Annotated in this window: 25 protein-coding genes and 2 tRNA genes; 7 read left to right on the top strand and 20 right to left on the bottom strand. The window is 69.3% G+C overall.

The window, feature by feature from the left end; all coding sequences use genetic code 11:
- Positions 1-2: 2 nt before the first annotated feature.
- Entirely contained in the window at positions 3-1,151 is a 1,149-nt protein-coding gene (locus AC07VX_RS24275; RefSeq protein WP_493166754.1) for a serine hydrolase domain-containing protein, read from the top strand.
- Here the strand turns inward: AC07VX_RS24275 and AC07VX_RS24270 are convergent.
- The gene (locus tag AC07VX_RS24270) at positions 1,148-1,732 is read right to left on the bottom strand and encodes a hypothetical protein (protein WP_493166753.1); all 585 of its coding nucleotides are present in this window, start codon (positions 1,730-1,732) and stop codon (positions 1,148-1,150) included. The genes AC07VX_RS24275 and AC07VX_RS24270 overlap by 4 nt on opposite strands.
- Before the next feature lie 100 nt (positions 1,733-1,832).
- On the opposite strand from AC07VX_RS24270, the gene AC07VX_RS24265 reads away from it, so the two are divergent.
- Positions 1,833-2,171 (top strand): thioredoxin family protein, encoded by a 339-nt coding sequence (locus tag AC07VX_RS24265; protein WP_493166752.1) that lies wholly within the window; start codon positions 1,833-1,835, stop codon positions 2,169-2,171.
- Here AC07VX_RS24265 and AC07VX_RS24260 read toward each other — a convergent pair.
- Positions 2,168-3,667 (bottom strand): tripartite tricarboxylate transporter permease, encoded by a 1,500-nt coding sequence (locus tag AC07VX_RS24260; protein ID WP_493166751.1) that lies wholly within the window; start codon positions 3,665-3,667, stop codon positions 2,168-2,170. The genes AC07VX_RS24265 and AC07VX_RS24260 overlap by 4 nt on opposite strands.
- 10 nt (positions 3,668-3,677) lie before the next feature.
- Entirely contained in the window at positions 3,678-4,100 is a 423-nt protein-coding gene (locus AC07VX_RS24255; RefSeq protein ID WP_493166750.1) for a tripartite tricarboxylate transporter TctB family protein, read from the bottom strand.
- A 146-nt stretch (positions 4,101-4,246) separates the two neighbouring features.
- On the opposite strand from AC07VX_RS24255, the gene AC07VX_RS24250 reads away from it, so the two are divergent.
- Positions 4,247-5,764 carry a glycine betaine ABC transporter substrate-binding protein gene (locus tag AC07VX_RS24250; RefSeq protein ID WP_493166749.1) on the top strand — a complete coding sequence of 506 codons (1,518 nt, stop codon included), beginning with the start codon at positions 4,247-4,249 and terminating at the stop codon, positions 5,762-5,764.
- Positions 5,761-6,576, top strand: a complete 816-nt coding sequence (locus tag AC07VX_RS24245; RefSeq protein WP_493166748.1) for a substrate-binding periplasmic protein — start codon at positions 5,761-5,763, stop codon at positions 6,574-6,576. The genes AC07VX_RS24250 and AC07VX_RS24245 overlap by 4 nt, the downstream gene beginning before the upstream one ends.
- 9 nt (positions 6,577-6,585) lie before the next feature.
- Here AC07VX_RS24245 and AC07VX_RS24240 read toward each other — a convergent pair whose 3' ends face one another.
- Positions 6,586-6,990 carry an MBL fold metallo-hydrolase gene (locus AC07VX_RS24240; RefSeq protein WP_493166747.1) on the bottom strand — a complete coding sequence of 135 codons (405 nt, stop codon included), beginning with the start codon at positions 6,988-6,990 and terminating at the stop codon, positions 6,586-6,588.
- Between AC07VX_RS24240 and AC07VX_RS24235 the strand changes: the two genes are divergently transcribed.
- On the top strand, positions 6,989-7,228 hold the full coding sequence (locus tag AC07VX_RS24235; RefSeq protein ID WP_493166746.1) for a hypothetical protein: 240 nt from the start codon (positions 6,989-6,991) through the stop codon (positions 7,226-7,228). The genes AC07VX_RS24240 and AC07VX_RS24235 overlap by 2 nt on opposite strands.
- Before the next feature lie 93 nt (positions 7,229-7,321).
- Positions 7,322-8,110 (top strand): glycoside hydrolase family 19 protein, encoded by a 789-nt coding sequence (locus AC07VX_RS24230; protein WP_493166745.1) that lies wholly within the window; start codon positions 7,322-7,324, stop codon positions 8,108-8,110.
- A 65-nt stretch (positions 8,111-8,175) separates the two neighbouring features.
- Here AC07VX_RS24230 and AC07VX_RS24225 read toward each other — a convergent pair.
- The 16 genes from AC07VX_RS24225 to AC07VX_RS24150 form a co-directional block, all read right to left on the bottom strand.
- Positions 8,176-8,251 (bottom strand) — tRNA-Lys (locus AC07VX_RS24225).
- Between the two features lie 72 nt (positions 8,252-8,323).
- Positions 8,324-8,399, bottom strand: a tRNA-Lys gene (locus AC07VX_RS24220).
- A gap of 20 nt (positions 8,400-8,419) precedes the next feature.
- Positions 8,420-9,244, bottom strand: coding sequence for a tRNA threonylcarbamoyladenosine dehydratase (locus AC07VX_RS24215; protein WP_493166744.1), 825 nt, complete (start codon positions 9,242-9,244; stop codon positions 8,420-8,422).
- A gap of 1 nt (position 9,245) precedes the next feature.
- Entirely contained in the window at positions 9,246-10,025 is a 780-nt protein-coding gene (gene ybgF / locus AC07VX_RS24210) for a tol-pal system protein YbgF (protein WP_493166743.1), read from the bottom strand.
- A 5-nt stretch (positions 10,026-10,030) separates the two neighbouring features.
- Entirely contained in the window at positions 10,031-10,564 is a 534-nt protein-coding gene (pal, locus tag AC07VX_RS24205) for a peptidoglycan-associated lipoprotein Pal (RefSeq protein WP_493166742.1), read from the bottom strand.
- Between the two features lie 99 nt (positions 10,565-10,663).
- The gene (gene tolB, locus AC07VX_RS24200; RefSeq protein WP_493166741.1) at positions 10,664-11,941 is read right to left on the bottom strand and encodes a Tol-Pal system beta propeller repeat protein TolB; all 1,278 of its coding nucleotides are present in this window, start codon (positions 11,939-11,941) and stop codon (positions 10,664-10,666) included.
- Positions 11,942-11,997: 56 nt separating this feature from the next.
- Entirely contained in the window at positions 11,998-13,491 is a 1,494-nt protein-coding gene (gene rng, locus AC07VX_RS24195) for a ribonuclease G (RefSeq protein ID WP_493166740.1), read from the bottom strand.
- A 47-nt stretch (positions 13,492-13,538) separates the two neighbouring features.
- A complete protein-coding gene (locus tag AC07VX_RS24190; RefSeq protein WP_493166739.1) occupies positions 13,539-14,141 on the bottom strand; it encodes a Maf family protein in 603 nt (200 codons plus the stop codon).
- Complete coding sequence (gene rlmH, locus AC07VX_RS24185; RefSeq protein ID WP_493166738.1) at positions 14,134-14,601, bottom strand: 23S rRNA (pseudouridine(1915)-N(3))-methyltransferase RlmH; 468 nt, start codon at positions 14,599-14,601, stop codon at positions 14,134-14,136. Before rlmH ends, AC07VX_RS24190 begins: the two co-directional genes overlap by 8 nt.
- On the bottom strand, positions 14,601-15,272 hold the full coding sequence (gene rsfS, locus AC07VX_RS24180) for a ribosome silencing factor (RefSeq protein ID WP_493166737.1): 672 nt from the start codon (positions 15,270-15,272) through the stop codon (positions 14,601-14,603). Before rsfS ends, rlmH begins: the two co-directional genes overlap by 1 nt.
- Complete coding sequence (gene nadD, locus AC07VX_RS24175) at positions 15,273-15,860, bottom strand: nicotinate-nucleotide adenylyltransferase (protein WP_493166736.1); 588 nt, start codon at positions 15,858-15,860, stop codon at positions 15,273-15,275. It lies immediately after the preceding gene.
- Positions 15,857-16,792 (bottom strand): oxygen-dependent coproporphyrinogen oxidase, encoded by a 936-nt coding sequence (gene hemF, locus AC07VX_RS24170; protein WP_493166734.1) that lies wholly within the window; start codon positions 16,790-16,792, stop codon positions 15,857-15,859. The genes nadD and hemF overlap by 4 nt, the downstream gene beginning before the upstream one ends.
- Entirely contained in the window at positions 16,789-17,421 is a 633-nt protein-coding gene (locus AC07VX_RS24165; RefSeq protein WP_493166732.1) for a 1-acyl-sn-glycerol-3-phosphate acyltransferase, read from the bottom strand. Before AC07VX_RS24165 ends, hemF begins: the two co-directional genes overlap by 4 nt.
- On the bottom strand, positions 17,418-18,704 hold the full coding sequence (gene purD / locus AC07VX_RS24160; protein WP_493166731.1) for a phosphoribosylamine--glycine ligase: 1,287 nt from the start codon (positions 18,702-18,704) through the stop codon (positions 17,418-17,420). The genes AC07VX_RS24165 and purD overlap by 4 nt, the downstream gene beginning before the upstream one ends.
- A complete protein-coding gene (locus tag AC07VX_RS24155) occupies positions 18,704-19,426 on the bottom strand; it encodes a YebC/PmpR family DNA-binding transcriptional regulator (RefSeq protein WP_493166729.1) in 723 nt (240 codons plus the stop codon). Before AC07VX_RS24155 ends, purD begins: the two co-directional genes overlap by 1 nt.
- Before the next feature lie 90 nt (positions 19,427-19,516).
- Positions 19,517-20,905, bottom strand: a complete 1,389-nt coding sequence (locus AC07VX_RS24150; protein ID WP_493166727.1) for a S8 family peptidase — start codon at positions 20,903-20,905, stop codon at positions 19,517-19,519.
- Positions 20,906-21,105: 200 nt separating this feature from the next.
- Between AC07VX_RS24150 and AC07VX_RS24145 the strand changes: the two genes are divergently transcribed.
- A complete protein-coding gene (locus AC07VX_RS24145) occupies positions 21,106-22,659 on the top strand; it encodes a helicase HerA-like domain-containing protein (RefSeq protein ID WP_493166726.1) in 1,554 nt (517 codons plus the stop codon).
- Positions 22,660-22,699 lie beyond the last annotated feature (40 nt).

The following is a 22,699-nucleotide window of genomic DNA, read 5'->3' as shown; positions in this document are numbered from 1 at the left end:
CCATGAAGGCCCTGCTGCGCTGCAGCCTGCTCGCCACCGCCCTGCTGGCCGGCTGCGCCCACCACCCAGCACTGCAGCCCGAGCCGCTGGCCCAGGCTGATGCCGCCATCGAGCGCTTCGTCGCCCAGCGCCAGCTGCCGGGCGCGGCGCTGTGGATGGAGCGCATGGGCCACGGCAGCCACCACCGCGCCTACGGCCAGCGCGCCGTCGAGCCCGAGCTTGAGCCGCTGGACGAGGCCACCGTCTTCGACGCCGCCTCGCTGACCAAGCCCGTCGTCACCGCGACGCTGGTGCAGTTGCTGCGCGAGCGCGGCCTGCTGGACCTGGAGGCGCCGCTGCAGCGCTACCTGCCCGGCTGCGGCGGCGAAGACAAGGCCGGCATCACGCTGCGCCAGCTGCTCACCCACAGCTCGGGCCTGCCCGCCAGCCTGCCCGGCAACGGCGCCGGCGACTGGGCCGGCGTGGCGGAGGCCGAACGAATCGCCTGCGGCCTGCCGCTGACAGCGCCGCCGGGCACGGGGTTCCGCTACTCCGACGTCAACTTCATCCTGCTCGGCCGCATCGTCGAAAGTCGGGCCGGCGTGCCGCTGGAGCGCTTTGCCGACGAGTCCCTGTTCCGGCCGCTGGGCATGCGCGACAGCGGCTACCTGCCGCTGCGGCGCATGGCCGCCACGCGCATCGCACCCACCGAACGCCTGCCCGACGGCGTGGTGCTGCGCGGCGAGGTGCACGACCCCACGGCCCGCAAGATGGGAGGGGTGGCCTGCCACGCAGGCCTGTTCACGACGACAGCCGACCTGGCCCGCTTCGCCCGCATGCTGCTGGCCGGCGGCATGGCGGAGGACGGCTCGCGGCTGCTGTCGGCGCAGAGCGTCGCCCTGCTGACCACACCCCAATCTCCGGCCGGCATCACCGAGCTGCGCGGCATGGGTTGGGACATCGCCTCGCCCTACGCCCGCCCGCGCGGCAGCCTCTACCCGGCCACGAGCTTCGGCCACACCGGCTTCACCGGCTGCGCCTTCTGGCTGGACCCGGCCAGCCGCAGCTTCTTCGTGTTGCTGTCCAACCGCGTGCATCCGGTGGCCGGCGCCAACGTGCTGCCGCTGTACGGCGAGCTGGGGACGCTGGCGGCGCGCGCGGCCGGCTACTAGGCGTTGGTGCTCAGCGAGCCCGGGTAGGTCAGCGAGCTGCCCGCTGCCGACACCGAGAACACGACGCTCGTCGTGCCCGTGTGCTGCATCAGCGAGTTGTAGAGCGACATCACGCCGCCCGCGCTCTTGGCAAGCTTGGCGGCCTGCGAGATGGCAGCGCTCTGCTGGATGGTGCTAGAGAGCTTCAACGCGTCGCGGGCCTGGCCGGCGATGCGGCTGGCAAAGCTGGGCTGGCGGGTATCGGCGGCCAGGAAGGCCTTGACCGCCGCCTTGTCGGCATCCGAGCCCTTGGTCTCGACGCTGCCATCGCTCTTCACGGCGAACTCGACGGCACCGGTCAGCTTGACGGCCGCCTTGGTCATCGCGGCGCGCAGCTCGGTCGCCAGCGCCTTCTGGCCGGCCTCCAGATCGCGGGCCGCCGAAGCGGACTTGGCCGTGCCGGCCGCGCGCTCCAGCGCGGCCTTGGAGACCGTGACCGTGCCTGCCTTGGCCGTCGTCACCTGGGCAGCCGTCGCCGTGCCGTCCTGGCTTTGGGACGACAGATAGCTGAGCAGGGCGTTGTTGCTGATGCTGGAAACCACGCCGGCATCTTGCCGACGCGCCGCTCGGCCGAAGCCGCCAACTGCGCCGCATTTCCCCGCCACCTCGGCTCATGGCCGGGCCGTGGCACCATGCCGGCCCATGACCGTCCACGTCGCCTGCCTCTGCGCCGCCTGGTGCCGCACCTGCGAGTCCTACCAGCAAGTCTTCGAAGTCGCCTGCGCCGAGCTGCCGCAGGCCGGCCTGCACGTGCGCTGGATCGACATCGAGGACCAGGCCGAGCTCGTCGGTGATCTGGACATCGAGACCTTCCCGACGCTGCTCATCGCCGACGACGAGCATGTGCGCTTCGCCGGCCCGCTGACGCCGCAGCCCGAGACGCTCAGGCGCGTACTGAAAGCCCACCTGGCCGACACACGCGCCGCCCGCGTGGCGCCGGAGATCGACGCGCTGGCCCAGCGCCTGCGCGCGCTGGACTAGGCAGCGGCGAGCGCAGGCGCGCGGCGACGAGCGCGCACAAAGACCATCAGCTGCCACAGCATGAACAGCACGATGATGCCCAGCAGCGTGCCGCTGATGGGCCGGGTCACGAAGGTCATGAAGCTTCCGCGGCTCAGCAGCATGGCGCGGCGGAAATACTCCTCCAGCATCGGCCCGAGAATGAAGCCCAGCATCAGCGGCGCGGCGTCCAGGTCCAACCGCATGAAGACATAGCCGAGCAGGCCGAAGGCGGCCGTGGTGTAGATGTCTTCGAGGTTGTTGTTGACGCTGAAGGTGCCGATGCAGCAGAAGAACAGGATGGCCGGGAACAGCACGTTGTAGGGGATCTTGAACACCGACAGCCAGTAGCGCACCAGCGGCACGTTCAGCACGACGAGGAAGACGTTGCCCACCCACATGCTCGCCACCAGCCCCCAGAACAGGTCGCCGTGTTGCGAGATCATGTTGGGGCCGGGCTGGATGCCCTTGATGATGAAGGCGGCCATCATCAGCGCCATGACCGGGTTCTCGGGGATGCCGATGCTCATCAGCGGGATGAAGCTGGTGCGCGCCGCCGCCTCGTCGGCCGCGGCCTGGCCCGCCACGCCCTCGATGGCGCCGCTGCCGATCTCATCGCGGTGCTTGCTGACCTTCTTGTCCAGCGCATAGGCGGCGAACTGCGCGATGACGGGACCGCCACCGGGCAGGATGCCGAGGAAGGAGCCGACGGCGCTGCCGCGCAGGGCGCTGGGGATGATGCGCTTGAACTCGGCCCAGGTGGGCATCAGGTGGATGGTGCCGCTGAATGGCGTGCGCTCCTCGCGGGCGTCCAGGTTCTTGGTGATCTCGGCGATGCCGAAGCAGCCCAGCGCCACGCTCACGAGGCCCACGCCGTCGGCCAGGAAGGGCATGTTGAAGGTGTAGCGCTCCATGCCGCTGTTCACGTCGGTGCCGATCTGGCCCAGCAGCACGCCCACCAGGCACATGGCCAGGCCGTTGAGCAGGCTGCCCGTCGTCACGAAGCTCACACAGAAGAAGCCCAGCAGCATCAGCGAACAGTAGTCGGCGGGCCCGAACATCAGCGACACCTCGCCCAGGCTGGGCGCCAGTCCCGCCAGCACGAAGATGGCAACCGTGCCGCCGATGAAGCTGGAGATGCCGGCCGTGAACAGCGCCAGGCCCGTCTTGCCCTTGAGCGTCATCTGGTAGCCGTCGATGCAGGCCACGATGGAGCTGGCGTGCGGGATCTTCATCGTGATGGCGCTGACGCTGTCGCCGTACTGCGCGCCGTAGTAGATGCCCGCCAGCATGATCAGCGCGCCGCCGGTCGGGATGGAATAGGTCAGCGGCAGCAGCATGCTGATGGTGGCCAGCGGCCCGAGGCCGGGCAGCAGGCCCACCAGCGTGCCGACGATGCAACCGATGGCACAGAACATCAGGTTCTGGAGCGTCAGCGCGTGCTCGAAACCGAAGGCCAGGTTGTGCAGCATGTCCATGGCGGCCTCCTCAGAACAGCGGCAGGTTCAGGCCCAGGAACTTCTGGAAGCCGAAGGCGACGGCGATCAGCCCGGCGGCGATCTTTAGGTTGCGGCGCCACGAGAAGGACGATGCCGCGAACGACGCCACCACCACCATGAAGGCGATGCCCGCCAGCATCTTGAGGTGCTGGCTGACCAGCGCGAAGCCGCACAGCGCCAGCAACAGCAGACCGATGTTCCTCAGCCCGAAGTCCAGCGGCACGCGCGGCACGAAGCGCGAGCGCACCAGGGTCACCAGCGCCACCACCAGCAGCAGCGAACTCACCAGCAGCGGGAACAGGCCCGGCCCGGCGTGCGCGAACGTGCCGATGGGGTAGCGCAGCGCGCCCAGGCCGAAGCCCAGGGCCAGCACGGCCAGGAACAGGCCGCGCACCAGATTGCGATCATTCATCAGGGTGGTCTCCTCGGAGGCCACTCTCGAGCCCCGCGAGGCGATCAACCAGCGCGCTTTCCAGGAGACGACAGATTGGCGCAAGCGCGCAAAGAATTGTTGCCAAGCCAGACAGCGGCGCGCGGGTGATGAGGCACCATGCCCGCATGACGACACGCCGACTCGCCAGAAGCCTGTGGCTGCTGCTGGCCGCAGCCTTCGCCACCGCCAGCCAGGCCGGCCCCGCGCTGCAGGTGGGCTCCAAGCGCTTCACCGAGAGCTATCTGCTGGGCGAGATCATCACGCAGACGCTGGTGTCCCAGGGCACGGCCGCCGAGCACCGCCAGGGCCTGGGCAACACAGCCATCCTGGCGGCGGCGCTGCAGCAGGGGCAGATCGACATCTACCCCGAGTACACCGGCACCATCGTGCGGGAGCTGCTCAAGCGCGAGTCGCCCGCCGACGTGCAGGCGCCGCTGGCCCAGATCAACGCCTGGCTGCAGCCACTGGGGCTGAAGGCCGCCGTGCCGCTGGGCTTCAACAATAGCTATGCGCTGGCGCTGCGCGAGGCCGATGCGGCCCGGCTGGGCATCGCGACGATCTCGGAGCTGGCCAGCAAGGCGCCGGCGTTGAAGCCCGGCCTGTCGCACGAGTTCCTGGCCCGCGCCGACGGCTGGCCGGCCCTGCAGCGCGCCTACGGCCTCAAGCTCTCGCCCGGCGCCGGGCTGGACCATGGCCTGGCCTACGCGGCGCTCGCCGCCGGCCAGGTGGACCTGATCGACGTCTACACCACCGATGCCCAGCTGGCCCGTCAACCGGTGCGCGTGCTGCGCGACGACCGCGGCTTCTTTCCGCGCTACGACGCGGTGCTGCTGATGCGCGCGGCCGTGGATGAGCGGCCGCTGCAGAGCCTGGCCGGGCGACTGACCGAGGCCGAGATGATTCGCCTGAACGCAGCCGCCGAGCTGGACGGGCGGCCGTTCGCCGCCGTGGCACGCGGCTTCCTGCAGGCCGATGCGGCTGGCTCCGCCCGCCAGGGTCTGCTGGCCCGGTTGCTGGCCCCCGACCTGATGACACTGCTGGCCCAGCACCTGGCCCTGGTGCTGGCCTCGTTGGCGCTGGCCGTGGCCGTGGCCGTGCCGCTGGGCATCGCGGCCCACCGCCTGTCGCGGCTGGCCACGCCGGTCATGGTCGTGGCCGGTCTGCTGCAGACGCTGCCCTCGCTGGCGCTGCTGGCCTTCCTGATCGCGCTGGTCGGCCGCATCGGCTTCCTGCCGGCGCTGCTGGCGCTGTTCGTCTACGCGTTGCTGCCCATCGTGCGCAACACGCATGCTGGGCTGCTGGCCGTGCCGGCCGGCCAGACCCAGGCGGCGCTGGCCCTCGGGCTCACGCGCGGGCAGACGCTGCGCGCCATCGAGCTGCCCCAGGCCCTGCCGACGCTGATGGCCGGCGTGAAGACGGCGGCCGTCACCAACGTCGGCACGGCCACCGTCGCGGCCTTCGTCGGCGCGGGCGGCCTGGGCGAGCGCATCGTGGCCGGGCTGGCCGTCAACGACAGCACGCTGATGCTGGCCGGTGCGCTGCCGGCGGCGCTGCTGGCCGTCGCGGTGCAGCTGCTTTTCGACGGTCTGGAGCGGCGCTTCGCGCACAATGGGCCGCATAAATCCAAGGATCGAGGGGCATGAACGCAAAGGTGCGATCGGGCTGGTGGGCCGCCTGCATGCTGGCGGCGGCAAGCGCGGCCGAGGCCGACTGCTCACGTGTCATCGAGGTGCCGATGGCGCCCATCGGGCTCAGCGTCAGCTTCGACGGTGATCGCAGCGCCGGCATCTACCCGACGCTGCTGCGCGAGATGGGGCCGGCGATGGGCTGCGAGTTCCAGATGCAGCGCGTGCCGCGAGCGCGACTGCAGAAGATGTTCGAGTCCGGCCAGGCCGACCTGCTGCTGCCCGCTTCGGCCTCGCCAGCGCGCGACCGTGACGGGGAATTCGTGCCACTGATCCAGGTGCGCGCCAGCCTGTTGACGCTGGTGCGCGAGCGGTCGGCACCGCGCTCGCTGGCAGACCTGGTCGGGCAGCCCGACTTCAAGCTGGCCGTGGTGCGCGGCTTCAGCTTCGGGGCGGCCTACGACAACACGGTAACCGTGCTGCGTGCGCAGAAGCGCCTGATCGAGGAGTCCGACGCGACCGGCGTTGCCCGCGCGCTGCGCCAGGGCCTGGCCCAGGGCACGGTGATGACGGCGTCCATCCTCATCGGCACGCTGGTCCAAGACGCCGACCTGACGCCCCTCGTCAAGCAGGTGCGCATCGAGCCGCTGGAGGAGCTGGGTTGGTCGGAGAGCGGCGTCTACCTGTCGCGCCACACCTTGATCGAGGCCGACCGCCGCCGGCTGCGCCAGGCCTTCGTGCAACAGGCCAGGGCCGGGCGGGTCTGGCAGCTGTTCACCGACAACCACCCGCCCGGCAGCCTGGGCGGCAGCATCCGACCCCTGCCCTAGCCGGTTGGCTCAGCGCACCTGGCTGCTGTAGTCCAGCGGCAGCCACTGCCAGCCCTTGCCAGCATGGCGCAGCCGGCCTACGCCGGGAAAACTGAAGTGCGTCACCGCGACGAGGCTGCCGTCCCGGGCCAGCTCGGCAAACACACGCGCTCGCGTGGCTGCGGCCTGGGGTTCGTCGCCGTCGAAGGCGATGGTGACCTCGGGCGATGCGAGCTGCACTGAGGCGACATGGATCAGGTCGCCGATCAGCACCAGGCGCTCGCCCTGGCTCTCGATGCCGTAGAACGCGTGCCCGGCCGTGTGGCCGTGGGCTGCCAGCGCACGCATGCCGGGCAGGATTTCGCCGTCGAGCCCAAAGGGCTGTAGGCGTCCGGCCTGCACATAGGGCGTCGGCGAGGCCAGCATGGGCGTCATGCACATCGCCACCTGGGTGGTGTGCGACTACCTGCGCTCGGGCGAGTTGGTCGCCCCCTTCACGGAGGCAGCCGAGGCACCCGCGTCGCCCGGCATGCCCGCAATCTACGCCGTGCGCCTGCCCGGACGCAGCCACGCCACCAAGGCCCGGCTCTTCATCGGCCATCTGCGCGCGGAAATCGGCGGGACGCCCTGGTGGGACCGGCTGCCGCGGGAGCCCCTGGCCGTGCCGGCCTGAGGCGACCGGGTTCATGCCGATTGGGGATTCGCGGCGCGCGGCTGTCCGCCTAAGGTTGATGCGTTCTGCATCAACGGCCGAGGATTCATCACCATGTGCATTGCCAAGAGCGTCGGGCTCGCTGCCCGCAACGACGTCGCCGACGTCCGCATCGTCCAGGTGCTGCTCAACCTGAATAGTGAAGCCTGGAGCGGCGCGGCGCTCAAACAGCTGGGCGTGGACGGCCAGATCGGCCCCAACACCATCGACGCCATCCGCGACTTCGAGACCAAGGCCATGGGCCTGCCGGAATCGGATGGCCTGGTGACGCCCGGCGACGCCACGATGGCCCGCCTGCTGGCCGGCCTGCCGCCCGGACCGACCAAGGAAAAGCTCGGCCTCGTGATGCCGCGGGCCATGCCCAAGCGCATCGACCTTTACTACGAGCCGCTGGTGAAGGGCATGACGCGCTACGGCATCGACACGCCGCGCCAGATCGCCCATTTCATCGCCCAGCTGGCGCATGAATCCGGCTCGCTGCTGTACTCGCAGGAACTGGCCGACGGCAGTGCCTACAACGGCCGCACGGATCTGGGCAACAGCGAACCCGGCGACGGCCCGCGCTACAAGGGCCGCGGCCTCATCCAGCTCACCGGCCGCAACAACTACCGGGAATACAGCGAGTTCACCGGCATCGATTACGTCAGCGACCCGACCCGGGTAGCGACCGACCCGTTTGCCTGCGTCGACGTGGCCTGCTGGTTCTGGAAGGACCGCAACATCGGCCCCCTGGCCGAAGCCGACGACGCGCGAGCCGTCACCAAGCGCATCAACGGCGGCTACAACGGGCTGGACGATCGCCTGGAGCACCTGGCCAGGGCCAAGGCGCTACTGGGGCTCTGAGGGCTGCGAGCAGGCATGAAAAAAGGACTGGCCTCGCGGCAAGTCCTTGTCTTCATTCGAGAATTTGGTGGGCCCTGAAGGATTCGAACCTTCGACCAACGGATTAAGAGTCCGCTGCTCTACCAACTGAGCTAAGAGCCCTGATTCAACTCGGCAGTGCCTAGCTGAGCCAATGATTGTAGCGCGATTCTTTCGAATCACCGCCAGAAAATCTGGTGGGATGTGCAGGATTCGAACCTGCGACCAACGGATTAAAAGTCCGCTGCTCTACCGACTGAGCTAACATCCCGCGTCAAGCAGAGCCTGCCATTATAGGCAGGTTTTTGTGGGCGCTGCAATAATATTTTCAGTCTCGTCAGACCGGCGCCAGCGAGCCAGATGAAGACGCTGCAGTTCGGCTGCAGCGCACAGTCCGAAGGTCGCCGTGACTGTGACGCTGGAGCCGTAGCCATGGCAGTTCAGGCTGCCGTCGACGTCGCAGGCCTCCCCCTCACCCTGCTGCGGCAGGTGCACCGGCTCGCGGGAGTAGACGCAGGCCACGCCCATCCGGCCCGTGCGCGGTGCGCCATGGTGCTTGCGCAGGCGCTGGCGCAGCGAGGCGAGCAGCGGGTCATGTGTCGTCGCGCTGAGGTCGCCGAGTTCCACGCGATGCGGCTCGCGCTTGCCGCCCGCGGCGCCGACGGTGACGAAGGGCAGGCCCTGGTCGCACGCCCAGGCGGCGAGCACGGCCTTGGCGCGGATCTGGTCGCAGCAATCGATGAGACCGTCGAACTCCGCATCGCCGACGAGGGCGGGCCAGTTGTCGGGCTCGACGAACTCCTCGACGACGCGCACGGTGCAGCCGGGATGGATGTCGGCGATGCGCAGACGCAACGCCTCCGCCTTGGCCATGCCCACGGTGGAACCCAGCGCCTGGATCTGGCGGTTGATGTTGGATTCGGAGACCTGGTCCAGGTCGATCAGCGTCAGTTCGGCCACGCCGCTGCGCGCCAACGCCTCGACGGCCCAGGAGCCGACGCCGCCCAGGCCCACGACCGCGAATCTCGCGGCGCGCAGGCGCAGGTAGTCAGCGTCGCCGTGCAGGCGGCGCAGGCCGCCGAAGCGGCGCTCCAGATCAGCGTCGAGCTGATCCATGTCACTTCAAGGCGTGGAGGCGTTCCTTGCCCGCTTGCGCGGCCTCGGTGCCGGGATAGGCCTTGATGAGGTCTTCGAGGCTGCGTCGCGCGGCCTTGTTGTCCTTCAGCTCGATCTGGCAGTTGGCCAACGCGAGCAGGGCTTCACCGGCGCGTGGATGGTCGGGGTTGCCGGCGATGAAGGCTTTGAAGGTGGCGATGGCATCCTTGTAGTCGCGCTTGCCGTACTGGGCATTGCCGAGCCAGAAACGCACCGAGTCGGTGTAGCCGCTGGCGGGATAGCGCTTCAGGAAGGCGTTCAGCGCGGCCACGGCCTCGGGAAAGTCGCCACGGCGCACGAGACCGATGGCGGCCTCGTACTGGTTGCGTTCGTCCGGGTTGACCTGGAACTCGCGGCCATCGAGGCTGACCTTCTGCGGCTCCAGCGGCTTCAGGCGCGCTTCGACGGACTGCGACTGATCGGTCAGCTTGCGCTGGGTATCGGCCAGATCGCGGGCCAGTTGCTCATTGGCGCCGCGCAGCTTGGCGATCTCGGCGCGCAGGGCGTCGATCTGGCCGTTCAGGTCCAGCATGCTGCGGCGCAGCGGCTGGAGCTGATCCTGGATCAGCGCATTGAGCTGCTCGGACCGCTGCTTCGCGGCGTCCTCGTTGGCCTTGACCTGGGCACGCAGTTCGATGATGGCCTTGCGGGCCTCGTCGTCCTCGAAGAGGCCCGCCTGCGCGGGCTGCTGAAAAGCCGCGCCCACGGCCAGGGCCGCGAGCGTCAGTCGCAGAACGCGCATCACTGTCACTTGTCCTTGAGCTCGACGCGGCGGTTCTTGGCCCAGGCTTCCTCGGTGCTGCCCTGTGCGGCCGGGCGCTCCTTGCCGAAGCTGACGGCTTCGACTTGCGCCGCACCGACGCCCAGCAGCGTCAGCGACTTGGCCACGGACTCCGCACGGCGCTGACCCAGGGCCAGGTTGTACTCGCGGCCACCGCGCTCGTCGGTGTGGCCTTCCAGGTTCAGGGCGGCCTTCTTGTTGGCGTTCAGGCGCTTGGCATGCAGATCGATCAGCGGGCGGAACTCTTCCTTGACGACGTCGCTGTCGAAGTCGAAGTAGACGACGCGCTTGTCGGCGACTTGCTGGGTGTACTGGCTGAACAGGTCCACCGTCGGCACGGCGGACTGCGCGGGCTGCGCCGGCTGCTGCGGCGGAGTCGCCACGGGAGCGGTCGGCTGGCGGGTCTCGACCGGCGCGGGCTCGTCCAGCTTGACGTTGGATGCGCAGCCGGCGAGAGCGGCGGCGGCAATCAGGGTGAGCGCATAGCGGGTCAGTTTCATTCGAGTGGTCTCCACAACAGACGGGGGGCGGGGGGATTGGGGCACGGCACCATCAGCGGCGCGGGCGCTGCATTGTCCAACATGGTGCGAACTGTCAAGTTACTGGCGTGTAAACGGACCCCAGGTGGGTTCGCGAACCTCAGCCAATGTCACGAGCAGCGGCGTCTTGATCTTGCCGTCCAGCGTCGTCGTCATCAGCACTTCCTTGCCGCCTGCGCGGCTGGCGTAGACGATCAGCCTGCCGTTGGGCGAGAAGGCCGGGCTCTCGTCGTCATTGGCCTCGCTGATCTGCTGGGACTGGCCGGTGCCGAGGTCCATCACCGACAGGCGGAAGGCGCCGCTGATCCGCGTGATGTAGGCCAGCGTGCGGCCATCGGGGCTGACGGCCGGGCTGATGTTGTAGCTGCCGCTGAAGGTCACGCGCTCGGCCGCGCCGCCGCCGGCGGGCATGCGGTAGATCTGCGGGCCGCCGCCCCGGTCGCTGACGAAGTAGATCTTGCTGCCGTCCGGCGAATAGCAGGCCTCGGTATCGATGGCGCCGCTCTGCGCCAGCCGGCGCAGGCCAGAGCCGTCACGGTTGATGACGAAAAGCTGGGTGCCGCCCTCGCGCGACAGGCTGAGCGCCAGTTGCTGGCCGTCGGGCGACCAGGCCGGTGCGCTGTTGGTGCCCTTGAAGTCGGCCAGCACGCGGCGGCTGCCGGTCTGCACGTCCTGGATGCGCACGGTGGCCTTGCGGCTCTCGAAGGACACATAGGCCAGCTCGCGGCCGTTGGGCGCCCAGGCCGGCGAGATGATGGGCTCGGGGCTGGTCAGCGCGATCTTGGCGCCCTCGCCATCGGCGTCGGCCACGACGAGGCTGTAGCGCGGGCCGGCCTTGGTGACATAGGCCATGCGCGTGGCGAACACGCCGCGCTCGCCGGTGAGCTTCTGGTAGATGGTGTCGGCGATGCGGTGGGCCGCCAGGCGCGCATCGTCGGGATGCACGGCATGGGCCTCGCCGACCAGCTCGGTGCCCTTGACGACGTCCCAGAGCTTGAAGCGGATGTCCAGGCGCCCGTCGGCCAGGCGGCTGACGGAGCCGGCCGCCAGGGCGTCGGCCTGGCGGGCACGCCAGTCGGGCCAGACCGGACTGCTGGTCTCGTTGAGCCCCCCCGGCGCATCGACGCTGCGGAACTGGCCGCTACGCTCCAGGTCGGCGCGCACGATGGCGGCGATGGGCTGGGGCGATTTGGACTCGTCGCGGAAATCGACGATGCCCACGGGGATGCGGGTGCCACCGACGCCGGCGATGTCGATGCGGACCTGGGCCAGGGCCGGGGCTGCACCCAGTGCAGCAAGGGCCGCGAGACTGCGGCGGCGTGAGAGGGATTCGAGCATGGCGCGCGATTTTGCCGCAGCCACGCCAGTTGCGACGTCAGACAAGGCCGCGCGACTCAGAGCAGCACGATGTCGTAGTGCTCGGTCTGGTTGGTCGGCTCGGCAGTCAGCGAGATGGGCTTGCCGATGAAGTCCGACAGGCCGGCCAGGTGGGCGCTCTCCTCGTCGAGCATCATCTCGACGACATTGGCCGCCGCCACGACGCGGAATTCACGCGGCGAGAACTGGCGCGCCTCGCGCAGGATCTCGCGCAGGATGTCGTAGCAGACCGAGCGCGCCGTCTTCACCTGGCCGCGGCCCTCGCAGGTCGGGCAGGGCTCGCAGAGCATGCGCGCCAGCGACTCGCGCGTGCGCTTGCGCGTCATCTCGACCAGGCCCAGCTGCGTGAAGCCGCCGACGGTGACCTTGGTGCGGTCACGCGCCAGCTGCTTCTTGAACTCGGCCAGCACCGCGGCCTTGTGCTCCTCGCGCGTCATGTCGATGAAGTCGACGATGATGATGCCGCCCAGGTTGCGCAGGCGCAGCTGGCGCGCGATGGCGCCGGCCGCCTCGAGGTTGGTCTTGAAGATGGTGTCGTCGAAGTTCCTGGCCCCGACGAAGCCGCCGGTGTTGACGTCGATGGTCGTCATCGCCTCGGTCTGGTCGAACACCAGCGAGCCGCCGGACTTCAGCTCCACCTTGCGCGCCAGCGCCCGCGCGATCTCGGCGTCGACATTGCACAGGTCGAAGATGGGCCGCTCGCCGCGGTAGTGCTCTAGCTTGGCGGTGGCCGCCGGCATGAAGGTCTCGCCGAAGGCGCGCAGCACGTCGTACTGCATCTTGGAGTCGATGCGGATGGAGCCCGTGCGCTCGCTCGTCAGGTCGCGCAGCACGCGCTCGACGAGGCTGAGATCCTGGTGCAGCAGGCTGGCCGGCGGCATGGTCAAGGCCTTCTCGCGGATCTGCTGCCAGGTCTTGCGCAGGTAGGCGATGTCGGCTGCCAGCTCCTCGTCGCTGGCGTCTTCGGCATTGGTACGCAGGATGAAGCCGCCGCCGCCGCCCTGCTCCTTCGTGCCCACCAGCGCCACCATGCGGGCGCGCAGCGCCTCGCGCGTCTCCGGCGAGCCGATCTTCTGGCTGATGCCGATGTGCTCGTCCTGTGGCAGACAGACCAGCATGCGCCCGGCGATGCTGATCTGGCTGGACAGGCGGGCGCCCTTGGTGCCGATGGGGTCCTTGATGACCTGCACCGTCAGCGGCTGGCCCTCGAAGACCAGGCGCTCGATGGGCGTTGGCGGCACCTCCACACCATGGGCGTTCTGGTGCCGGCCATGGCCGAACTGCGAGGCGCTGTGCAGGTCCGCCACGTGCAAAAAGGCAGCACGCTCCAGGCCGATGTCGATGAAGGCCGACTGCATGCCGGGCAGCACCCGCACGACCTTGCCGAGATAGACGTTGCCCACCAAGCCCCGCTCCAGGGTGCGCTCGATGTGCAGTTCCTGCACGGCGCCGTTCTCGACCACGGCCACCCGCGTCTCCTGCGGTGACCAGTTGATCAGGATGTCTTCCATCGCGAACCTTTGAATGCTGACCCTTGCGCGCGCCCCGCACGCAAGCGTCAAAACTCAAAACCGAATTTCCCCAACAGCCGGGCTGTCTCAAAGAGGGGCAACCCCATGATGCCCGAGTAGCTGCCGGCAATCTTCACGATCCAGGCCGCCGCCTGGCTCTGGATGGCATAGGCGCCGGCCTTGCCGAAGGGCTCGCCGCTCGCGACGTAGCGTTCGATCTGCGCGGCAGACAGCGGTGCGAACTCGACCTGGGACACGTTCAGCGCAGCCGCCCGGTGCGAGGAGTCGGCGACGGCAACCGCCGTGATGACGCGATGGGTGCGCCCCGACATCAGCCCCAGCATGCGGGCGGCATCGGCCGCGTCTGCCGGCTTGCCGAGGATGAGGTGATCGACGGCCACCGTCGTGTCGGCGCACAGGACGGGTGCCGGCGGCAGGCCGCGTGCAGCCAGGCGGGCCAGCGCGGCATCGAGCTTGGCGGCGGTGACGCGGGCGCAGTAGGCCTCAGGCAGTTCGCCGGCCTGCACGGCCTCCAGGGCTTCCGCATCTTCGTCAGCGCCCGGCAGCAGCAGCTCGTGCCCGAGCCCGATCTGCTCCAGCAGCTGGCGGCGGCGCGGGCTCTGGGACGCCAGATAGAGCAGCTTACTCACGGTGGTAGGGATGGCCGGTCGTGACGGTCCAGGCGCGATACAGGCCCTCGGCCAGCAGCACGCGGGCGAAGGCGTGCGGCAGCGTCAGGTCGGACAGCCGCAGCGTCTCGTCGGCCGTGGCCTTGAGGTCGGGATGCAGGCCGTCGGGGCCGCCGATGATGAGCGCCGCGTCGCGGCCTTCGCCCATCCACAGCTTGAGCCGTTCGGCCAGTTGCACCGAGGTGCGGCGCTCGCCGCGTTCGTCGAGGACGATGCGGCGCACGCCTTTCGGCAGAGCCGCCTCGATGCGCGCCGCCTCGGCCGCCATCAGCTGCTCGGCCGTCTTGCTGCCACGCGTCTCGGCCTTGACGGCCTTGAGTTCCAGCCTGAGCTCGGGCGGGAAGCGCTTGGCGAAGTCTTCGTAGGCGGTGTCGGCCCAGGCCGGCTGGCGCTGGCCCACGGCGACAAGCAGCAGGCGCATCAGCCCTTCTTCGCGGCTGCCTTCCTGGCAGGGGCTTTCTTGGCGACGACCTTCTTGGCCACCGTCTTGGCCACCGGCTTGACGGGCGCTGCCTTCTTGGCAGGAGCGGCCTTGGCACCGGTCTTCTTGGCCGCCGGCTTGGCAGCGCCAACCTTGACGGTCTTGGCCGCCGGCGTCTTGGCGCCGACGACGCGGCTGACGCCCTTCTTGGCCGGTGCGGCCTTCTTGGCGGTCGGTGCCTTCTTGGCCGGGGCGGCGGACTTCCTGGCCGGCGCCTTCTTCGCAGCCGGCTCGGGCTCGGAGGCCTTCACGAGCTTGACCTCACCGCTGCCCAGCTTGAGCTTGACGGGCTTGTCACCCCAGATCTCTTCGAGGTGGTAGTAATCGCGGATGGCGGGCTGCATCACGTGCACGACGGCGGCACCGCAGTCCACGATGATCCATTCGCCGTTGTCCTCGCCCTCGGTGCGCATGACCTGCATGCCGCGGCCCTTGACGGTCTCGCGCACGCTGGAGGCCAGGGCCTTGGTCTGCCGGTTGCTCGTGCCGGACGCGATGATGACGCGCTCGAACAGGGGCGACAGATGCTCGGTGTTGAACACGACGATGTTCTGTGCCTTCACGTCTTCGAGACCATCGACGATGGCGCGTTGCAGCTTGCGGATGTCCATTCAGTGCTTCTTCTCGTAGAGGCGGTGCGAGGCAATATAGCTCGCCACCTCGGCGCCCACCATGGGGCTGATGTCCTCGCCGCGCGCAACGGCGTCACGCACGGCAGTGGACGAAAGGGGGTTCTCAGGCAGGGCCAGCACGCGCAGGCGGTGGGCCGGCAGGCCAGGCGGCGTGACGACGGCCTCGCCACCGCGCGGCACGACGACCAGCGTGGCCAGCGACACGACGGTTTCCACCTGGTACCAGGTCGGCAGCCGGGCGTACTGGTCCTGGCCGATCAAGAACAACAGCTCGGCGCCCGGGTTCTGGCCCGCGAACTCGCGCAGCGTGTCGGCCGTGAAGCTGGGGCCGCGGCGGTGCAGTTCGCGCTCGTCCAGCACAAAGCGCGGCTCGCCGGCGATCAGCCGCTTGATCATGCCGGCGCGGTGCACGGCGGCGGCCATGATCTGGTCGGGCTTCTGCCATTGCCGGCCGGCGGGCAGCCAGACCATGCGATCGGGCGCCAGCGCGTCCAATGCGAAGCGGGCGAAGGCCAGGTGGCCGAGATGGGGCGGATCGAAGCTGCCGCCGAAAAGGGCAAGTTTCACAGCCAGAGTGCGGTCGGGGTTTCGTCGGCCCAGTCGCGCGGCCGCAGGAAGTCGGTGTAAAGCCGCGCCTCGGGCGTGCCCGCCTCGGGCGCCCAGTCGTAGCGCCAGCTCACCTGCGGCGGCATGGACATCAGGATGGATTCGGTGCGGCCGCCGGACTGCAGCCCGAACAGCGTACCGCGGTCCCAAACAAGGTTGAACTCGACGTAGCGGCCGCGTCGGTAAGCCTGGAAGTCGCGCTCGCGCTCACCGTAGGCATAGCCCTGGCGGCGCTCGACGATGGGCAGGTAGGCCTGGGTGAAGGCGTCGCCCACCGAGCGGATCAGCGCGAAGCCCGCGTCGAAGCCGCCCTCGTTGAAGTCGTCGAAGAAGATGCCGCCGATGCCGCGCGGTTCGTTGCGGTGCTTCAGGAAGAAGTAGTCGTCGCACCAGGTCTTGAACTTCGGGTGCAGTTCGGGCCCGTGCGGTGCCAGCGCCTCGCGGCAGACGCGGTGGAAATGCTGGGCGTCGCGTTCGTAGCCGTAATAGGGCGTCAAGTCCATGCCGCCGCCGAACCAAGTCACGGCGGGCGCGGCGGGCGGCAGGGCGATGAAGGCACGCACGTTCATGTGCACGGTCGGCACGAAGGGGTTGTGCGGGTGGATGACCAGCGACACGCCCATGGCCTCGAAGGGTGCGCCGGCCAGCTCCGGCCGGTGCTGGGTGGCCGAGGGCGGCAGCACACGGCCCTTCACGTGCGAGAAGTTGACGCCGCCGCGCTCGAACACCGAGCCGCCCTCGATGAGGCGAGACAGGCCGTCGCCCTCCAGCCGGCCACCGGGCTCACGCGTCCAGCCGTCGCTGAGGAAGGCGTTGCCATCGGCCGCCTCCAGCGCGGTGACGATGCGCTGTTGCAGGTCGAGCAGATAGTCGCGGACGGCTTGGGTGTTCATTGGCGCGGGCGGATGGGGCCGGCCAGCTCGGGGCGCCTGGCCGTGCGCGGGCCGAGGTAGTCGGCAAAGGCGGCGAAGTCGGCCTGCATGTCGCCGGTCAGCCTGACGAAGCGGGTCAGCGACACGACACGTTCCTTGAAATCGAAATAGCACAGCCCCACCGGTACACCGGCCTGCACGGCCACCTGGTAGGCGCCGGTGCGCCAGCCGGTCGTCAGCGAGCGCGTGCCCTCGGGCGCCACGGCCAGCCAGAAACGCTCGCCGCGCGCGGCCGCCGCCTTCATCTGCTGCACGGTGTCGCCCACGATGCCATGGCGGCTGCTGCGGTCCACCGCCACGCCGCCGATCCAGCGCGCCCAGCGGCCCAGCAGCGGCACCTTGAAGAGGCTGTCCTTGCCCCAGAAGCGCAGCTGCAGGCCCAGCGTCCACTTGGCCAGCACGCCGATGACGAAGTCCCAGTTGGACGTGTGTGGATAGACCAGGATGACGCCCTGCTCCGCTGGCAGGCCGGGCGCATCCACCGTCCAGCCGAACAGGCGCAGCACCCGGCGCGCCAGGCGGCTTTCCCGGCCGTGGGGGTGCAGCGGCCCGCTGAGGACGGTAGGCTGGATCGAGGGGTTGGGGGTCAACGCTTGATGGCCCGGTGGCCGATGTCGGAACGGTACTGGCGGCCGGCGAACTGGATGCCCGAGGCCGCGTCGTAGGCGCGCTGCGCCGCCGTGCGCACGGATTCACCCAGGGCCGTCACGCAGAGCACTCGGCCTCCACTGGTCACGAGGTTGCCGTCTACCATCGCCGTGCCGGCATGGAAGACCATGGCCTCGTCCTCGTCTTCGGGCAGGCCGCTGATGGCGTCGCCCTTGCGGGGCTCCAGCGGGTAGCCCTCGGCAGCGAGCACGACGCCCAGCGCGACGCGGCGGTCCCACTGCAGCTCGACCTGGTCCAGCGTGCCGTCGGTGGCGTGCATCATCAGCTCGAAGAGGTCGCTCTTGAGCCGCATCATGATGGGCTGGGTCTCGGGGTCGCCCATGCGGGTGTTGAACTCGACGGTGCGCGGCTGGCCGTGGTCGTCGATCATCAGCCCGGCGTACAGGAAGCCGGTGAAGGGGTGGCCGTCCTTGGCCATGCCGGCGATGGTCGGCTGGATGATCTCGTGCATGACCTTGGCATGCACGTTGGGTGTGACGACCGGCGCGGGCGAGTAGGCCCCCATGCCGCCGGTGTTGGGGCCGGCGTCGCCGTCCAGCAGGCGCTTGTGGTCCTGGCTGGTGGCCAGGGACACGACGTTCCTGCCGTCACAGACGACGATGAAGCTGGCTTCCTCGCCGGCGAGAAAGTCCTCGATGACGACGCGCGCGCCGCCTTCGTTGTGCGTCACGCCGAGCCTGTTGTCTTCCAGGATCCACGAGATCGCCTCGTGGGCCTCGTCCAGCGTCATCGCGACGACCACGCCCTTGCCCGCCGCTAGGCCGTCGGCCTTGATGACGATGGGGGCGCCGCGGCCGTCCACGTATGCATGGGCGGCGGCGGGGTCGGAGAAGGTCTCGTAGGCCGCAGTCGGGATGCCATGACGCTTCATGAAGTCCTTGGCAAAGGCCTTGGAGCTCTCCAGCTGCGCCGCGGCCTTGGTGGGGCCGAAGATGCGCAGACCCCGGGCGCGAAACTCGTCGACGACGCCGGCGGCCAGCGCCGCCTCGGGGCCGACGACGGTCAGCGTGATCTTCTGCTCGACGGCGAAATCGGCCAGCGCCTTCACGTCGGCAAGGGCGATGGGCACGTTCTGCAGCCGCTCGTCGCGGGCCGTGCCGCCGTTGCCGGGCGCGACGAACACCTGGCTGACGCGCTCGCCCTGGGCCAGTTTCCAGGCCAGCGCGTGCTCGCGGCCGCCGTTGCCAATGACAAGGACTCGCATCAGTTCAGCTCGGCGTTGTGATAGACCGCTTGCGTGTCGTCGAGGTCTTCGATGACGTCCAGCAGCTTCTGCATGCGCTCGGCGTCCTCGCCGGTCAGCTCGATGGTGTTCTCGGGGCGCATGGTCACCTCGGCCAGCTCCGGCACCAGGCCGGCGGCCTCCAGCGCGGCCTTGACGACCTCGTAGTCGGCCGGCGAAGTGAGCACCTCGATGGCGCCGTCGTCACCGGTGACAACATCTTCCGCGCCCGCATCCAGCGCCACTTCCATGACCTTGTCTTCCGACGTGCCGGGCGCGAACAGCAGCTGGCCGCAGTGCTTGAACTGGAAGGCCACCGAGCCGTCCGTTCCCATGTTGCCGCCGTACTTGCTGAAGGCGTGGCGCACCTCGGCCACGGTGCGGACGCGGTTGTCCGTCATCGTGTCGATCATGATGGCCGCGCCGGCGATGCCATAGCCCTCGTAGCGGATTTCCTCGTAGGTCAGGCCATCGATGTTGCCGCTGGCCTTGTCGATGTTGTACTTGATGCGGTCGGCCGGCATGTTGGCGGCCTTGGCCTTGTCGACGGCCAGCCGCAGGCGGGGGTTGTCCTTGATGTCCGGGCCACCCTGGCGCGCCGCGACCGTGATCTCACGGATGATGCGCGTCCAGATCTTGCCGCGCTTCTCGTCCTGGCGGCCTTTGCGGTGTTGAATATTGGCCCATTTGGAATGACCAGCCATGTGCGCCCAGCTCCTGATGTCTAGCCCGTGAGTTTAACGGGCCGACATCGGGAGACCCGCCCCGGGACCTCGGGGCGGGCTTGACGCGGATCAGTCGGCGATGGCCTTGGCGGCGCTGATGAAGCCCTTGCCGTAGTAGGGATCGTTGCCCGGCTTGCCGGCATCCACGGTAGCGCGCTGCACGCGGGTCTTCAGCTCGCCCACCGAGGCACCGGGGTACTTCTGCTTGATCAGCGCGGCCACCGCGGCCACGGCCGGCGTGGCCATGGAGGTGCCGGCAGCCCAGCCATAGCCCCCCGCCGAACCGGGGGCACCGCGCACGGTCGACATCACCATGTCGAACACCCAGCAGGGCCGCGTCAGCGCAACGCCGTCGGTACGGGTCAGCGTGCAGTTCTCGTTGGTCGGCCAGGCGAAGTCGCCGCCGGGGCCGGCCACGCTGACCAGCGAGTTGCCGAAGTTGCTGTAGCTGGAGAAGCGGGCATAGTTGGTGGCGCCATAGGCGAAGCCGAGCGGAGCGGTGGCCGACACGGCCATGCCGTTGCCGCTTTCAGCCGGCACGGCGATCAGGTTGCCGCCCGTGAGGCCGTCGGTCACGGCCGGGTCCAGCTTCTGGCTATGATCCATGTCCAGACCCTCGTTGCCGGCCGCGGACAGCACCAGCGTGCCGTTGCGGCTGGCGGTGTTGATCGCGCGATTCAACGCCGAGGTGAGCTCGGACGCATCGCGCGAGCCGCGGTTGAAGACGGCGCCCAGGCTCATGTTGATGATGTCGGCGCGGCCCTCGGTCGAGGCGTAGAGGATGGCCGAGATGATGGAGGCGAAGCTGCCCGAGCCGTTGTGCAGGCCCTTGACCGGCACGATGGTCGCTTCCGGCGCGATGCCGACGACGCCGAGGCCGTTCAGCGGCGCGGCGATGATGCCGGCCACGTGGGTGCCGTGCCAGAACGTGCCGGTGTCGCAGTTCCAGGCCATCTGGCAGGCGCCGCCGGGCACGAAGGAGCGTGCTGCCGCCGTGTCGATGTTGGCCTTCAGGTCGGGATGGGCGCCGTAAATGCCGCCGTCGATGACGGCCACGCGCACACCCTTGCCCTTGTAGCCGGCCGCCCAGGCGGTCGGCGCGCCGACTGCCTGCGGCGCCCACTGGATCGAATAGAAGTTGTCGCTGACGACGACGCTGGCGGCTTCCTCGGCGCTCAACTCGACGACGCGCACCGGCGCCTGCTGCAGGACCATATCCGGGGCGCCGCTGGTCACGGCACCGCCGCGCAGCACCTTGGCCAGGAAGTCGGCCGCGTCGGAAGACACGACGGCCAGGCCCGAGGCATGGCTGTAGTCGACGCTGCCGCCGGCAGCCTCGACCGCAGCCTTCTGGGTTGCGCCCCAGGCAGGCGCCTGCAGGACGAAGGTGCCGGCCTGCACCGAGCAGGCAGCAGCGGCGGCCAGCAGGCCGAGGGTGAAACGAGCAGAACGGGACATCAGGACTTCTCCTCCATAAGGAATCCAAAGACCGGTGGCCCCGGATCGAAGGCCACTGGCACCGAGACTGGCACTCTCGGTGCACGCAGTGCTGCGCCGGCAGCGGGCTAACCCTCAACCGTGGCCGCCAACACCCCCCGCGTTCGCAGGGGCTGGCGGTGCCGGTGGCCCTAGACTGACATCAACGAACGGAGCCCCCCATGACCGACCCCATCCTGCTGGCCCGCCACGGCGAAACCGAGTGCCTGCTGCTGCCTGCGCTGGCCAACCGACACGGCCTCATCACCGGCGCCACCGGTACCGGCAAGACCATCAGCCTGCAGAAGCTCGCCGAGAGCTTTTCCAGGCTGGGCGTGCCGGTCTTCATGGCCGATGTGAAGGGCGACCTGACCGGCATCAGCCAAGCCGGCAACCCCGGCGAGAAGCTTCTGGGCGTGCTGAAGGACCGCGGCCTCGAAGCGCCCGAGAAGATCGCCTGCCCCACCACACTGTGGGATGTCTTCGGCGAGCAAGGACACCCGGTGCGCGCCACCGTCTCCGACATGGGGCCGCTGCTGCTGGCCCGCATGCTGGCCCTGAACGAGACCCAGGCCGGCGTGCTGCAGATGGTGTTCAAGATCGCCGACGACAACGGCCTGCTGCTGCTGGACCTGAAGGACCTGCGCGCGATGCTGCAACACGTGGGCGACAACGCGAGTCAGTTCACCACCCAGTACGGCAACGTCTCGGCCGCCAGCGTGGGCGCCATCCAGCGCGGCCTGCTGCAGATCGAGGCCCAGGGCGGCGACAAGTTCTTCGGCGAGCCCATGCTCAACATCGCCGACTTCATGCAGACCGAGGGCGGCCTGGGCGTCATCAACGTGCTGGCGGCCGACAAGCTGATGAACGCGCCGCGGCTGTACGCGACCTTCCTGCTGTGGATGCTCTCCGAGCTGTTCGAGACCCTGCCTGAGGTGGGCGACCTGGACAAGCCCAAGCTCGTCTTCTTCTTCGACGAGGCCCACCTGCTGTTCAAGGACGCGCCTGACGCACTGATCGAACGCATCGAGCTGGTCGTGCGCCTGGTGCGCTCCAAGGGCGTCGGCGTCTACTTCGTGACCCAGAACCCGCTGGACATCCCCGACGCCGTGCTGGGCCAGCTCGGCAACCGCGTGCAGCATGCGCTGCGCGCCTTCACGCCGCGCGACCAGAAGGCCGTCAAGAGCGCGGCCGACACCATGCGCGCCAAGCCGGGGTTGGACATCGCCGCGGCCATTACCGAGCTGGCCGTGGGCGAGGCGCTGGTGAGCCTGCTCGACGAGAAGGGCCGCCCGAGCATCACCGAGCGCGTCTTCGTGCTGCCGCCGGGCAGCCAGATCGGCCCCATCACGCCGGCCCAGCGCCAGCAGCTCGTCGCCAACTCGCTGGTGGCCGGCGTCTACGAGAAGCAGCTGGACCGCGAGTCCGCCTACGAGAAGCTCTCCGGAAAGGCGGCGCCTGCGCCGGCCGGCGGCGGCATGGCGGCCGAGGCCGGCAGCGTCTTCAAGGGCGGCCCGGCCGCGCCGGCACCGGCGGAAAGCGCCGGCGGCATGATGGACGGCCTCAAGGACGTGCTCTTCGGCACCACCGGTCCGCGCGGCGGCCGCCACCCCGGCCTGGCCGAGGCGGCCGCCAAGTCGGCCGTGCGCAGCATCGGCTCGGCCGTGGGCCGCGAGATCATCCGCGGCGTGCTGGGCAGCATCCTCGGCGGCAGCAGCAGCAGCCGCCGACGCTAGGGCCTGCTGGCAACCCGGCATGGGTCGCGAAGGCCCTGGT

The organism is Roseateles sp. GW821-FHT03B02, from assembly GCF_059421025.1.
This window is presented reverse-complemented; position numbering and strand designations above follow the sequence as displayed.